Annotated in this window: 12 protein-coding genes; 6 read left to right on the plus strand and 6 right to left on the minus strand. The window is 44.1% G+C overall.

What is annotated here, in order from left to right; all coding sequences use genetic code 11:
• Positions 1-143 precede the first annotated feature (143 nt).
• Positions 144-1,238: a M23 family metallopeptidase gene (locus C2M32_RS03090; RefSeq protein WP_158678085.1), complete on the plus strand. Its 1,095-nt coding sequence runs from the start codon at positions 144-146 to the stop codon at positions 1,236-1,238.
• Positions 1,228-1,641, plus strand: a complete 414-nt coding sequence (locus C2M32_RS03095) for a bactofilin family protein (protein WP_234401206.1) — start codon at positions 1,228-1,230, stop codon at positions 1,639-1,641. The genes C2M32_RS03090 and C2M32_RS03095 overlap by 11 nt, the downstream gene beginning before the upstream one ends.
• Here C2M32_RS03095 and C2M32_RS03100 read toward each other — a convergent pair.
• Positions 1,628-2,098 (minus strand): hotdog fold domain-containing protein, encoded by a 471-nt coding sequence (locus C2M32_RS03100; RefSeq protein WP_199886104.1) that lies wholly within the window; start codon positions 2,096-2,098, stop codon positions 1,628-1,630. The genes C2M32_RS03095 and C2M32_RS03100 overlap by 14 nt on opposite strands.
• 156 nt (positions 2,099-2,254) lie before the next feature.
• On the opposite strand from C2M32_RS03100, the gene C2M32_RS03105 reads away from it, so the two are divergent.
• From C2M32_RS03105 to C2M32_RS03120, 4 genes are all read left to right on the plus strand, one after another.
• Positions 2,255-3,442: a multidrug effflux MFS transporter gene (locus C2M32_RS03105; protein ID WP_105167060.1), complete on the plus strand. Its 1,188-nt coding sequence runs from the start codon at positions 2,255-2,257 to the stop codon at positions 3,440-3,442.
• A gap of 297 nt (positions 3,443-3,739) precedes the next feature.
• The gene (locus C2M32_RS03110; RefSeq protein WP_105167061.1) at positions 3,740-5,572 is read left to right on the plus strand and encodes a S8 family serine peptidase; all 1,833 of its coding nucleotides are present in this window, start codon (positions 3,740-3,742) and stop codon (positions 5,570-5,572) included.
• A 123-nt stretch (positions 5,573-5,695) separates the two neighbouring features.
• A complete protein-coding gene (locus tag C2M32_RS03115) occupies positions 5,696-6,325 on the plus strand; it encodes a LysE family translocator (protein ID WP_105167062.1) in 630 nt (209 codons plus the stop codon).
• Between the two features lie 8 nt (positions 6,326-6,333).
• On the plus strand, positions 6,334-6,792 hold the full coding sequence (locus tag C2M32_RS03120; protein WP_105167063.1) for a methylglyoxal synthase: 459 nt from the start codon (positions 6,334-6,336) through the stop codon (positions 6,790-6,792).
• Positions 6,793-6,834: 42 nt separating this feature from the next.
• Here C2M32_RS03120 and yegD read toward each other — a convergent pair whose 3' ends face one another.
• The 5 genes from yegD to C2M32_RS03145 all read right to left on the minus strand — a co-directional run bounded on the left by yegD (position 6,835) and on the right by C2M32_RS03145 (position 12,610).
• Positions 6,835-8,202, minus strand: coding sequence for a molecular chaperone (gene yegD, locus C2M32_RS03125; protein WP_105167064.1), 1,368 nt, complete (start codon positions 8,200-8,202; stop codon positions 6,835-6,837).
• 100 nt (positions 8,203-8,302) lie between these two features.
• A complete protein-coding gene (locus C2M32_RS03130; RefSeq protein ID WP_267894514.1) occupies positions 8,303-9,064 on the minus strand; it encodes a DNA ligase in 762 nt (253 codons plus the stop codon).
• 129 nt (positions 9,065-9,193) lie between these two features.
• The gene (locus C2M32_RS03135; protein ID WP_105167065.1) at positions 9,194-9,847 is read right to left on the minus strand and encodes an HAD family hydrolase; all 654 of its coding nucleotides are present in this window, start codon (positions 9,845-9,847) and stop codon (positions 9,194-9,196) included.
• A 23-nt stretch (positions 9,848-9,870) separates the two neighbouring features.
• The gene (locus C2M32_RS03140) at positions 9,871-10,170 is read right to left on the minus strand and encodes a hypothetical protein (protein ID WP_105167066.1); all 300 of its coding nucleotides are present in this window, start codon (positions 10,168-10,170) and stop codon (positions 9,871-9,873) included.
• Positions 10,171-10,291: 121 nt separating this feature from the next.
• A complete protein-coding gene (locus C2M32_RS03145) occupies positions 10,292-12,610 on the minus strand; it encodes a TonB-dependent receptor (protein WP_105167067.1) in 2,319 nt (772 codons plus the stop codon).
• Between the last annotated feature and the right edge of the window lie 241 nt (positions 12,611-12,851).

Raw genomic sequence — 12,851 nt, forward strand, 5'->3', positions numbered from 1 at the left:
ATTTGCTGGATTTTTGCTTCAATCTTGTTAAGGTTAAGCGTTGTCTAAAATATTTTTTGTGTATGTTGAAATTAATCAGTCGCCTTTATAAGACGTTGTTCCGCTCAAAGCAGATCTTAATACGCCAAAATGGTGAGATCTATATGCTTACTTTAGCTAGCTGGGTGCAACCATTGTTGATTGCGCTCGTGCTGGGCGCTGTCGCTTGGTCTGTAATAAACGCAAAATCAGTTAAGCGCCAGCAAAGCACAATATCCTCTTTGCAAGCACAAACAGAAGCCGAACAACAACGTTTTTTAAATGAAAAACAACAAATGCAAGCGCAACTTGCACAACAGCAGCAGACACTTAATGAATTGTCTGAAAAGCAGCTTATGCTACAAAGTCTAGTAGATGCTTTGCCAAGCTCCTTAAATGAAACCAGCGACGATATCCAAGATACTGATGAAAACATCAATGCTGATAACAACGCAGAAAGCGACATCAGCAATCAAGACTCCCTGCCCGAAGCAACCTCTGAACAAAGTGAATCTGGCTCAGGAGAGCGCCAAGAGCAGCCGCCTGAAGGTGATTTTAATACTCAAGCACAACTGTTAGTAGCTAACCAAAGAGACCTACTTACAGCCTTGTCGCAGAACATTCAGACTCGCGTTACAAAATTAGCAACCGGGCTTGCCGAAGTGGGCATTGCCCCTCAGCAAGAAAGCTCTGCACTCGCTCAGGGTGGCCCATACCACCAACTAGAGCTGGAGCAACTTCCCGAAGAATACCTAAGTACAATTGATAATCTCGTGGTTTTGAACAACCTCGAGCAAGTGTTAACTACGCTTCCTGACTCTATGCCAGTGGCTAAAGACAACTACTATATCTCTAGTCAATTTGGTTTTCGAAAAGACCCTATCACGGGTAAGCGCGCATACCACAAAGGCGTTGACTTGGCAGGCTGGCATAAAACAGAAATTGTAGCGCCAGCGGCAGGCGTCGTACTTAGAGCAGGTAAAAACGGCGGCTATGGTAAATTTATTGAAATACAGCATGAACATGGATTGGTGTCTCGTTTTGGCCATTTACACACTATCAAAGTAAAAAAAGGGCAACAGATTAGTAAATCAGAGGTCATTGCTTTGATGGGAAGTACTGGACGAAGCACAAGTACCCACTTACATTATGAAGTATTACAAAATGGCAAGCATATTAACCCCATTAAGTTAACTAAGGTGATCAATCGTGTTCAGTAGTTTAATAGGCAGCGATAAAGCGCCCTCCGGTTTGCCCGCAATCATTTCTCCCAACACCGTCGTTGAGGGTCAGATAAGGTGCGAAGGTGAATTGCAAGTCGATGGTAAAGTGATCGGTGATTTGGCTATCAACACCCTGATCATTGGCCTGCATGGCGTTATTGAGGGCAATGTAAAAGCTCACATTGTTAGGATCAAAGGCACCGTGAATGGCTGTATTGATGCTGATAAGGTCATGCTTGAAAAAACCGCCAAAGTGCATGGCGATGTAATGCATGACACGCTCAGTATAGAGGCCGGTGCATTAATCGAAGGTAAACTCACTCACAAAACAGAGGTGACAAATATCACCTCGTTTAAAGATAAAGCCTCAAACAAAGACAAAACCACTAACGCTCAGTAATGTACATGTTGATATCGGCATGGAAAACTTTAGTACCCTGAGCGTCGAAGATCTCTACGGGTACTATCAAATCTTCCTTATCTTGCCACTGATGTGGCAAAGTCATTTTCGCTTGTGCAGTTAAGTCTGTTTCAGCCTTCCTCAAATACTGTACTGTCATCCCTTTGGGGATCCAGCGATGAGTCTTGTGAGGTACGGTTGCATCAACCATCACACCCGCACATAACTCAGCTAGATTACATTGTGCGATGGCATGGATAGTGCCAATATGATTAAACACGGCTTTGCGTTTCGGTATACTGGCGCAACACTCACCGGGTTCCAACTTAGTTATTCGTGGTTTAATTGAGCCAAAATAAGGAGCTTTTCTACATACAGCTTTACTAAAAAGCCACTGTCCAAACGGTAACCACTGCATTCTTTTATAAATTTTGAGTAATGGAGCCGACACGGTCAATCCCTCTGTAAACGAATTAATGATATCAAATTAACACATCCGACCTGTTGAGAAAATATGCAAGTTAGTGCATTTATACTTTTATTTTGATGACCCGGCGCTTTGTCCTGTTCTTTTTTTATGAGCGCACTAAAATAGCGGCCAAAAGGAGTCGTCATGCCGCAATCTCAATCTATCAGTAAATCTTTAGTATTTATTCTCGCGTTACTCGTCATTTTTTGCCCCTTGGGTATTGATCTGTATTTACCTGCCTTTCAAGCCATGCAGCAAGGTCTAAATGTATCTGAATCAAAAATCCAGCAAACTATCAGCGTGTACATGCTGACTGTGGGACTTGGCCAACTTGTTGCGGGGCCCCTTGCAGACAAATACGGAAGAAAGCCTATCGCCAGTGTTGGAATTGTGTTGTTCATCATTGGCGCTATGTTGGCGTCGTTAGTTGAGAGTTGGCTATGGATGATGATTGCCCGAGCAATGCAAGGTTTTGGAGCCTGCGCGACATTCGTTGCAGCTTTTGCCATTGTAAGAGACAGCTTTGGACACAAAGGCAGTGGCCAAATGATCACTTACCTCAATGGTATTGTCTGTTTTATTCCTGCACTTGCGCCATTACTCGGCGCTTGGTTGACCCTCGAGTTTGGCTGGCGTAGTAACTTTGTATTTCTAGCTGGTTTTTCGCTATTGGGGTTAGTCTTGGTACTTGGCTTATACCGTGAAACTAAGCCTACAGATAGTATCTATCAGGGCCATATTTTAGATTTGCGCCGCTTTATGCCTATGCTAACAAGCTCTGAGTTTATGTTTAATGCTGCGATCACTATGTTTGGCATGGCCGCCATGCTGGTTTTTGTAACCACAGCCCCAGGCTGGATCATGAATCATTTAAATGGTTCTGTCGCTAACTTTACGAGTTGGTTTACTGGCAACGCCGTGCTCAGTATCATCGCCAGCTTCTGCGCGCCTATTTTAATAAAGCGTCACAGCCGCAGAGCACTCATCGTGGGCTTAACGCTCTTTACACTAGGTGGCCTCGCAATGTTGTGGGCAAGCCAATATGCCCACCCAGCAGCATTTATGGCGCCTATGTATATTGCCTCAATTGGTTTTGCCTTCTCGCTGGGCTCTGCGGCTGGAAAAGCCCTCTCAGGTTTTGCTCAGCAAGCAGGCACAGCTTCAGCGTTGATTGGTGTTATGCAAATGAGCGGTGCTGGTGTATTAGCTCTATTGACACAACAATTACACTTAGCCGCACCACATCAATTGGCTCTACATTTGCTCATAACTCTGCCATTTTTAATCGCTCTATTAGGCAAAAATAAACAATTCTTACATAGTGCGGCTTAGCCCGCACCTCCCCCCTTTAAATAGGTATAATTATCATTTCCTTTATAAATCATGTATCTATTATAGTAAACCATGTAACCTGCTAGACATCCTCTAATACTAAAATAGTATATGCACATAATTTAATACTCTAAATTTTTATAAAAAAAGCAATAAAATATTCTTTACGCCGTAGGGCATTTCGATCTACTCTGTTCACCCGTTAATCAATTGTTATTTGTTTAACAATCTTTGACTAATTAACACCCTTCGTTTAACAAGCGATTCACTCATTTTAACGAACTAGAGATAATAATAATGAAACTAAACAAGTTCACTTCAGCATTAATGTTTGCCGGTATGTGTGCAGCAGCAGGCGCACAAGCATCAGATGACCGTTACATCATTCAAGTTGATAATAATAAAAAAGGCGTTGTAAAAGCGCTAGCTAAGCAATTAGGTGCACAACTTCACGTTGATGGTGACGGATTTATCGCTGCAACTTTTTCTGGCAAAGATCTTTCTCAAGTTAAAGGTTTATTAAACAATCCACACGTAAAACTCGTTGAGCAAGACTTTAAACGTGTACCAATGGCTATCTATAACGATGACGCTGGCGACGCGATGACTCAACAACTTACGCCATATGCTGTTTATCAATCACAAGCGAATCAAGTTACTTTCAACCCAAATGCAGGCATGAAGGTATGTGTTATCGACTCAGGTCTTGATAGCTCTAACCCTGATTTCATCTGGGGTAACATCACGGGTGATAACGACTCAGGTACAGGTAACTGGTTCGATCACGGTGGTCCTCACGGTACTCACGTAGCGGGTACAATCGGTGCAGCTGACAACAACATTGGTGTTGTAGGTATGGCTCCGGGTGTAGACATGCACATCATCAAAGTATTCAATGCTGAAGGTTGGGGATATTCTTCTGATTTAGCACACGCGGCAAACCTATGTTCACAAGCAGGTGCAAACATCATCAGCATGAGCCTAGGTGGCGGCGGTTCAAACAACACTGAATCAAATGCATTTGCTAACTTTAACGCTGCAGGTGGTCTAGTAATCGCAGCTGCGGGTAACGATGGTAATGACGTACGTTCATACCCTGCGGGTTACCCGTCAGTAATGATGATCGGTGCGAACGATGCGAACAACCAAATCGCTGATTTCTCGCAGTTCCCTAGCTGTGCAAGTGGCCGTGGTAAAAATGCAACTGAAGATGAAACTATCTGTGTTGAAGTAACAGCGGGTGGTGTAGACACACTTTCAACTTACCCTGCGGGTATGGCAACATCAGCAAGCTTAAACGTTGACGGTAACGTAGTAGCAAGCTCAGCAATGGAAAACTCAGGTACAGTAACTGGCAGCTTATTCTTCATGGGTACAGCTGAAGCAGCGGATGCTGGCGCTAACGGTAAAGTATGTTTAATTGACCGTGGTAACATTTCTTTCCACGACAAAGTAGCAAACTGTGAAGCATCAGGTGGTATCGGTGCAATTATCGTAAATAACGAAGCTGGTATGCTATATGGCACACTGGGTGATACGAACTCAACAAGCATTCCTGCTGTAGGCGCGGCACTTGAAGACCGTGCAACTCTCATGTCTGCAAGCACTGCAACTGTTGACATTGGTACAAGCGATTACGGCTTCATGAGCGGTACTTCAATGGCAACGCCAGCAGTTTCTGGTGTAGCAGCACTAGTATGGTCAAATCACCCAGAGTGTACTGGTCAAGAGATCCGTGCAGCACTTAAAGCTACAGCTGAAGATGCTGGTGCAGCAGGTAAAGACGTATACTTCGGTTATGGTATCGTTAAAGCTGCTGATGCAGACGCTTACCTAACTGCAAACGGCTGTTCAGGTGGTGACAACGGCGGTAACCCAGGTGAGGGCAGCATCAGCTTATCTGTTTCTGGCTACAAACAAAAAGGTAGCAACTTTGCTGATTTAAATTGGCAAGGTGCAAGTACAAGCCAAGTAGATATTTATCGCAACGGTAGCAATATTGTCACAACTGCAAACGATAATAGCTATACGGACAGCATCAGTGGCAAAGGCGGCGGCAGCTACATTTACCAAGTATGTGAGCAAGGTAGTACAACTGTATGCTCTGACACACAAACTGTTGTGTTCTAAAAACCCAACCTAATTATAAGCGGGCTCTAAAGCCCGCTTTTTAATGCCTGTTTTACCAATCATATCTTTTCTGCGCAAAACCACTTAGACTAATTAACATTGTTGAACTTTGCTCAATTTACAATGCTCAATCCAGAATCCTTCGTTTCATTTTTAATTGCGAGTGCCATCATTGCGGTTGCCCCTGGCCCTTCCAATGCGTTTTTAATGGCGCAAACCTTTACCCATGGCCGTGCTGCGGGCATGAAGAGTGCGTTAGGCTTTGCTGTGGGTGGTGTGATCCATACCGTATTTGCAGTGATTGGCTTATCTGCTGTTTTAAAAGCCTCGGAGAGTGCCTATAACGCAGTTTTATACTTGGGCGCTGCCTATTTAGCTTTTCTTGGTTTTACAACCATTAAAGACACCTTAAAAGTACACATAGACAGTGAAGATAAGCCTCATGTCAGTACCAAAAAGTCAGGCAACGTTTTTGTACAAGCCATGATGACAGAAGTGCTCAACCCCAAGGTTGCTTTGTTCTTTATCGCTTTCATTCCTCAATTTGTTGACCCAAGCCTGTCTTCACCCACATTGCAATTGGCCATCTTTGGACTGCTTTACCCTATTTTGGCATTCCCAATTGACTGCGCGTATATTTACGGCGGCGATAAAATAGCAAGCTATTTTCGTCGCCATCCTAGTGCGCCGATTTGGATAGATAGAACATCGGGGTTAATTTTTATCGCGCTGGCCGTCAACCTAATAATATGAGAACAAACATGCAAACTAAGATACAAACCTTACCAAGCAAAAAAAATATCGCCTTGGTCGCCCATGATGGAAAAAAAGCTGCACTTAAAGCATGGTGTCTCACTCACAAAGCGGTGCTACAAAACCATCAACTATTCGCCACAGGTACCACGGGCCATGTGATTGAAAAAGCAACCGGTCTAAGCGTTGATAAATTACTCAGTGGTCCAATGGGGGGAGATCAGCAAATTGGCGCAAAAATCGCCGAGCATCAAATTCATATGTTGGTATTTTTTTGGGATCCATTAGCTTCCCAGCCTCATGATCCTGATGTAAAAGCACTGTTGCGACTTGCCGCTGTGTGGAACATTCCCGTGGCCTGTAATGAAGTTACAGCAGATTTGCTTATTTGCTCACCGAGCATCGGTGATGAAATCATCCGTGATTTACCTGATTACCAAGACTACCTTGCTACCCGACTGGATTAAGTAATTTGTATCGTGCACAAGTGCACGATACAAACAATCGGCTTATCTAAAAATTTTGTTAGCCCACTTGGTTAAACCAGCTGTTACACTGCCAAAGTTATCACCGTTAAGCATAGGAATATTGCCAAGCGATTGCTGTAATGCCGCTTTGAGTAGTGGAGATTGAGCGCTTCCGCCCGTTAGATAAATCACATCAGGTTGAGTTTGCGCACTGCGGATTGCATCCTGCGCCAAGGTACAGATCTGCTTTAAACTATCCGATACAGCGTCTTGCAACTGTGTCTGTGTAACCATCGAATTCAGCCCTGACTCGACAAAATCCAGCGGGGCTAAATAATCATCATCACTAGACAACGCAATTTTGCATAACTCTCCTTGGCGAACAACTTGGTGGCCCAATTTGTTTTGTTGAATTTTAAGTAAACGGGCTAACTTTTCAGGTTCATTTACATCTCGCAGCATAGCTTGAAGTTCACGCCGATTGGCTTGCCCATAGAACTCGGTTTGTAGATGAAGATCATTAATTTTGCAGGCTTGCCAATAAAGTTGGTTTGGCATAGGTAACCCTGACTTTAATGTCGAGCCCAACCCGCATAGCGGCATGAAGTTATGATAAGCCATCGCAATATCAAGATCATTTCCCCCTAGCCTTTTGCCTGTGTGTGACAAAAAGTCTTGCTCTCGGTTACTACGTGCTCGGTAATTTGGGCCCATTTGCACAAAGGAGCAATCACTGGTACCACCGCCAATATCCACGACCAATACCTTTTGGTCTTGTGTGAGTCTCGATTCATAATCAATGCCGGCGGCTAGTGGCTCAAACAAAAACTCAACCTCTTTGAAACCCGCTCGTTTTGCTGCTGTGGTGAGAATATCAATTGCCTGTTGGTTACTTTGTTCGCCACCAATGGCCTGAAAGTTCACGGGTCGCCCTATCACGGTATGGGTTATATTTTGACCGAGCTGACGTTCCGCTCGCTGCTTTATCTGCATGATCATAGCTGTGGCAATATCTTCAAAAAAAGCAATTTGTTGTGGCTTTAGGCCTATGGCACCGAAGAATGATTTCGGTGACTTAACAAAATATCCGTCTTCAGGAAAATCAATATATTCCGCTATTGCAGCACTGCCGATGTGTAGTCCCGTTTCATTGTTCGCTAAGTCTAAGTCTTTACGGATACCGCTGATGCCGCTTAGTAAAGCCGCTCTGGAGTGCCGATACTGCTCTGCATCGGCCGTGTCAGCAAGCTGTTTAGCAACAAAATCAACCACCAAAGAATTATGCTGTGCATACAATGTCGAAGGTAAATAGTGACGCCCTGCTTCCAACTCAAGCATTTTTACGTTTTGCTCATCAACCATTGTAGCAACAGCACAGTTTGAGCTTCCGTAGTCAAATCCAACAATCATATTAACCTCACGACAGAAAAAGGTCGCGCAGATTATCACACTTGCACAGCAAACCTCAACTCAATGACATGCGCCATGGGAGTTTACAGGTTTAACCCTGTTACAGTCGCTCACGCACTCTTAAAAAGCGGGCAAAGCGAGGCTTTGAGTATTTAGTAAAGCCCTGATAGCGATAGGTGATTTGTGTTCCAATTGCAGGTGGCTGCCGACGTAACTGATCACTCAGTCCCGATCCGACTTTAAACTCAATACCCTGTTTGTTTCTTACTTTAAGCGCCCCTATCATCCCTTGATACTTGCCCTTACCCAGTGTGTAACCAATGACTGTCGCCTCAGCATCATGATAGGGCTTGTATTTGAGCACATTATCCGACCTACCGGCTTGATGTACGGCGTCTTTGCGATGCAACATAACCCCTTCTCCGCCACGCGCCAATACCTTGTGGTAATACTCATTCAGTAATTCGTTGCTGGTGAAATCATATTGTTTGATAGCTTGTAAATGGGCGACCAGAATACGGCTCAGTTCATGTTGGTAACGTTGGTAGCGTTTTATAAAGGGCATGGTTGGGTGAGGGGCGTCAAACACTAGATAGCGTATCTTACGCCAATCCTTATCCGCTGCTTGTTTGCTGCGGATCAAGCCACTTACAAAGGCAAATTGTTGATACCCTGACCAGAGTTCACCATCTAGTGGCATACTACCAAGCGGTTGTGTAAACCATTTAGGGGCATTGATGCGAAATCCACCCCGAGTTAATAACTCGGAGCCATTCCAGATGGCTCGAACACCATCAAACTTCTCACTCACCAAGTAGTCAGCGATGGGTATATTTTCACGATATGTGTTTGCTAACTCAATGCTCGGCGGGTGTGCGCTTTACCGGCGGGTAAAAAACAAAGGTAACTTATCAGTAATAGTATCCATACTTTCATTTAAAGGCTCCTTGCACTTGTGTAATGAGCCTTTAACTTTAGTATAGATATACCGTTATGCGAGCTGCTTTATTTGCTCCCAAGCCGCGAGTAAATCGCCCACTTGAAAGCTTGCTCGAGAAAAGTCTTGTTGTTCAGAATGATGATTTGGAACAACAATCGTTCTCAAACCTGCCGCCCGCGCTGAACTTAAACCTGTATAAGTGTCTTCAATGGCAACCGCTTGATTAGCTTTTAGAGAAAGCTGCATGAGCGCTTTGCAGTAGGGTTCAGGGTGTGGTTTAGCGTGCACCACATCGTCCTTACAGATAAAATATTTGAACAGCTTGTCGAGCTTATAAAACTCTAATACTGGCAGTGCTTCGGCTCGCGTACTCCCCGTGACTAATGCCAAGGTAAAGCGCTCATTTGCTCGCTGTAAAACCTCTTTGGCATGCGGCATTAACTTAGGTTGTATGGTTCGTGCAACTTCTACGAAAAACTGGTTTTTCTGATATGTTAAAGCCTCAGCATGAACATTCAGCCCGTGACGTTGATTGAGCGTTGCGGCTGCCTGAAGTGTTGGTACGCCCGAAAATTCACCGCAAAAGGTCAGTTCATCATAGCTTACCCGCCAAGGTTCAAGCACACGCATCCAGCTTTGATAATGGAGCGCTTCAGAATCCACTAAGGTTCCATCAAAATCAAATAAAATGGCCTGTAAACTCATCTTTCGCTCCTTAAAATTGAGGGTTATTCGCTTAACCCAGCTGGCGGCTCAGCACTGGCTTCCAGCCCGCTTTCCACTTCAACTAACTCATAGCCTCTTGGCTTTCTTACGACTTTTAAGACCGGCTTATCAAAAGCTGACTTTAAGCGTTCTGTATCGGCCTGTAGCTCTTCTATGCTACGACCAAACGGTGCTGCCCCCGTTTCTGACCAGTTGGTGACTTTACCATTTAAGTTATATTCCACCTCATGAATTTGATACAACGCGGCTTCATCTTTAGTCGCTTCACAAAAAATCACTCGGTAATTCCAAAATCCAGACATTATCTTTCTCTTCATTTCATACTTGGCTACGACTTTATCAGCTCTTGCCAAGCTTTTCATTACAGACAACAAAAAACCCGCTTGAAAGCGGGTTTTTCATCATTGTAAGTTACTGTGACGTTTAGAAGAAACGTACTTTAAACTCAGCACCTACATAACGTTCTTCATTCAACATGCCTGTTAGGTTGTTGAAATCAACGCCACCAATCACTACTTGCTCATCAAACAGGTTGCGAACAAACGCTGATACTTCGTATTCGTTGTCGCCAGCAGCCCACATGTAACCTGTACGCACGCCCGCTTCAAACAATGCATCACCTCTGAACTCAACAGCTTCGTACAAGAAGAAGTCAATTTCGCTGCGATAAGATACGTCACCATACACAAAGAACTCACCGCCTTCTAGCTCAGTGGTATAGCGTAGTGTAGCGTTTGCAATCCACTCAGGGGCATGAGGTAAGCTATTACCATCGATCATAGCAATCTCATCAAACCCATCGCCATCTGCAGCAAAAGGATTGGCAACTTGACGGTATGGGTCAGTGATTGTACAGGCAGAACCACATGCACCTACTTCTAAGCCAGGAGAATCCAGCTCAGTTTTGTTGTAGCTTAGGTTAAACGTTGCATTTAATTCATCCGTTAACACCCACTCTGTATCTAATTCAAAACCATAACCAGTTGTTTTATCTGCATTGATCAAACGGTTAAAGTTCGCGCCACCACCTACAGCTGTTAGCTGTTGGTCATCCATCTGGAAGTAGAATACCGTCGCGTTTACTCGGCCTTGGCCATCAAGTACATCAGATTTAATACCGGCTTCAATTGAATTAATTGTTTCTGAGTCAGCAACTGTTACAACATCACCAAACAAGATACGACCCTGCACACTTGGTGCACGGAAACCATTTGCGATACGAGCAAACAAGTTAATGTCATCGCTGTACTTATAGGCTGCACTCAAATCCCAGCTTACATGGCTATCGCTTGGGTTAGCTGTTTTTTCTAACAGTGCAGCTGCACCGATTGGGCTCATGGTACGCTTTGCATAAAACTCTTTGTCATCATCAGAATAACGAAGGCCCGCAGTGATTTTTAAATCGTCAGTTACAGTGAAGTCAACTGAACCAAATACCGCCCAAGCAGACGTGTCTTGGTTTTGAACTGCATAACCATTTTGCAAACCGTAGTTGTTCGCAGTTGGGTCATACGTCAACGTGTCATATGAGAAGCTTTCTATCGTTAAATCTTCTTCGAATAGGAAAATACCGACTTGATAGTTAATATCACCAGAGAAGTTGCTTGATAGACGAAGTTCTTGTGTATATTGGTCGTGATCAGGAATTGCATCCGCAGTTTCTGATGGGAAAGGAATTAGACCTGGACCTTGGAAACCGATAAATACTGCACCGTAACCACCGTCGACGTCAGCGCGAGAGTATATTTCAGCGCTTTCCCAAGCTGTGATTGATGTTACCGTGTGCTCAGCCAAGTCCCACTCTAATTTAAGGTTTAGACCTTGAGAGTCAACTTGCTGTGTAGAACGAGAAGCTGCATCATGATAAACAACGTCATTATCATACAGAGGGTTAATGTTATTTGAACCTTTTTCAATTAGGTTCGCACGAAACGCAATGGGACGACCATCTAAATCACGCACGTGGTAGTTTAGCAAACCAGTAAAACCATCACCTTCATACAAAAACTGTACACGAGCCGCTTTTTCGTTATAGCCACCTAGTGAGTCTTCTTTCTCAAAACCTGGCGCTTTAACGTCAATGTAATCTTCTTTATCTTGCCAAAGTACTGACACACGAGTCGAAATACGATCCGTCAATCCAGTACCTACAGCACCTTCAAAGTCTACCGCACCTTTGCTGCCGTAAGATACCGCACCATAAGCATCAAACGATTGACTTGGCTTAACAGAATCAAACTTCACTAGACCAGCCGGCGTGTTACGACCAAACAATGTACCTTGTGGACCACGTAAAACTTCAACACGTGCGACATCAAATACAGGGAAACCTTTTAGAATTGGGTTCTCTTGTACCACCTCATCAACCACTAAAGATACTGGCTGTGATGCATTTAAATCAAAATCGGTATTACCAAGACCACGAACATAAAAGCGCGGAAATGTACGACCAAAAGACGACTCTACAGACAAGCTTGGAATCTTCGCATTCATAAAACGAATATCCATACCCGCAGAGCTGTATGCATCCAAGCTGTCCCCCTGTAGTGCAGATACACTCACTGGCACTTCCTGAGCATTTTCAACACGCTTACGCGCGGTAATCTGGATCACTTCCAGTTGGTTACTTTTTGCTTCAGGGGTTTGTTCAGCAGCGAGAGTAGAAAATGAAGTACCTGCTACAGCAGAGAACAACGTTGCATTGATTAAAGTTGCTAACGTAGATCTTTTCATTGCTTTCATGTTTGGGCTTAACCTTTTATGTGCACTCTTTTTGTTCAACGGTATGTATGGTCGCCGTATCACGTTGGCGTGGTACGTTCAATTTTTCGCGCGTATCTAATTTTGCGCGGACCTCACAACCGAGAGTGCAAAGCGAACCTGTGAGGCTGAACGTGACGCCCACATTATAGCAGCTAAATAAAATATTACCGACATGCCAACAACAAAAAATCGTTTTTTTTGATTTTTTCGCAACAAGAAG

The organism is Pseudoalteromonas sp. T1lg23B, assembly GCF_002964665.1.
In the GTDB taxonomy this organism is placed as follows: Bacteria; Pseudomonadota; Gammaproteobacteria; order Enterobacterales; family Alteromonadaceae; genus Pseudoalteromonas.

Excerpts from the sequence above, each read along its gene's own strand:
- C2M32_RS03090 (WP_158678085.1), top strand. The coding sequence starts at position 144 with ATGCTTACTTTAGCTAGCTGGGTGCAACCATTGTTGATTGCGCTCGTG.
- C2M32_RS03105 (WP_105167060.1), top strand. The coding sequence starts at position 2,255 with ATGCCGCAATCTCAATCTATCAGTAAATCTTTAGTATTTATTCTCGCG.
- C2M32_RS03110 (WP_105167061.1), top strand. The coding sequence starts at position 3,740 with ATGAAACTAAACAAGTTCACTTCAGCATTAATGTTTGCCGGTATGTGT.
- C2M32_RS03115 (WP_105167062.1), top strand. The coding sequence starts at position 5,696 with ATGCTCAATCCAGAATCCTTCGTTTCATTTTTAATTGCGAGTGCCATC.
- C2M32_RS03120 (WP_105167063.1), top strand. The coding sequence starts at position 6,334 with ATGCAAACTAAGATACAAACCTTACCAAGCAAAAAAAATATCGCCTTG.
- yegD (WP_105167064.1), bottom strand. The coding sequence starts at position 8,202 with ATGATTGTTGGATTTGACTACGGAAGCTCAAACTGTGCTGTTGCTACA.
- C2M32_RS03135 (WP_105167065.1), bottom strand. The coding sequence starts at position 9,847 with ATGAGTTTACAGGCCATTTTATTTGATTTTGATGGAACCTTAGTGGAT.
- C2M32_RS03140 (WP_105167066.1), bottom strand. The coding sequence starts at position 10,170 with ATGTCTGGATTTTGGAATTACCGAGTGATTTTTTGTGAAGCGACTAAA.
- C2M32_RS03145 (WP_105167067.1), bottom strand. The coding sequence starts at position 12,610 with ATGAAAGCAATGAAAAGATCTACGTTAGCAACTTTAATCAATGCAACG.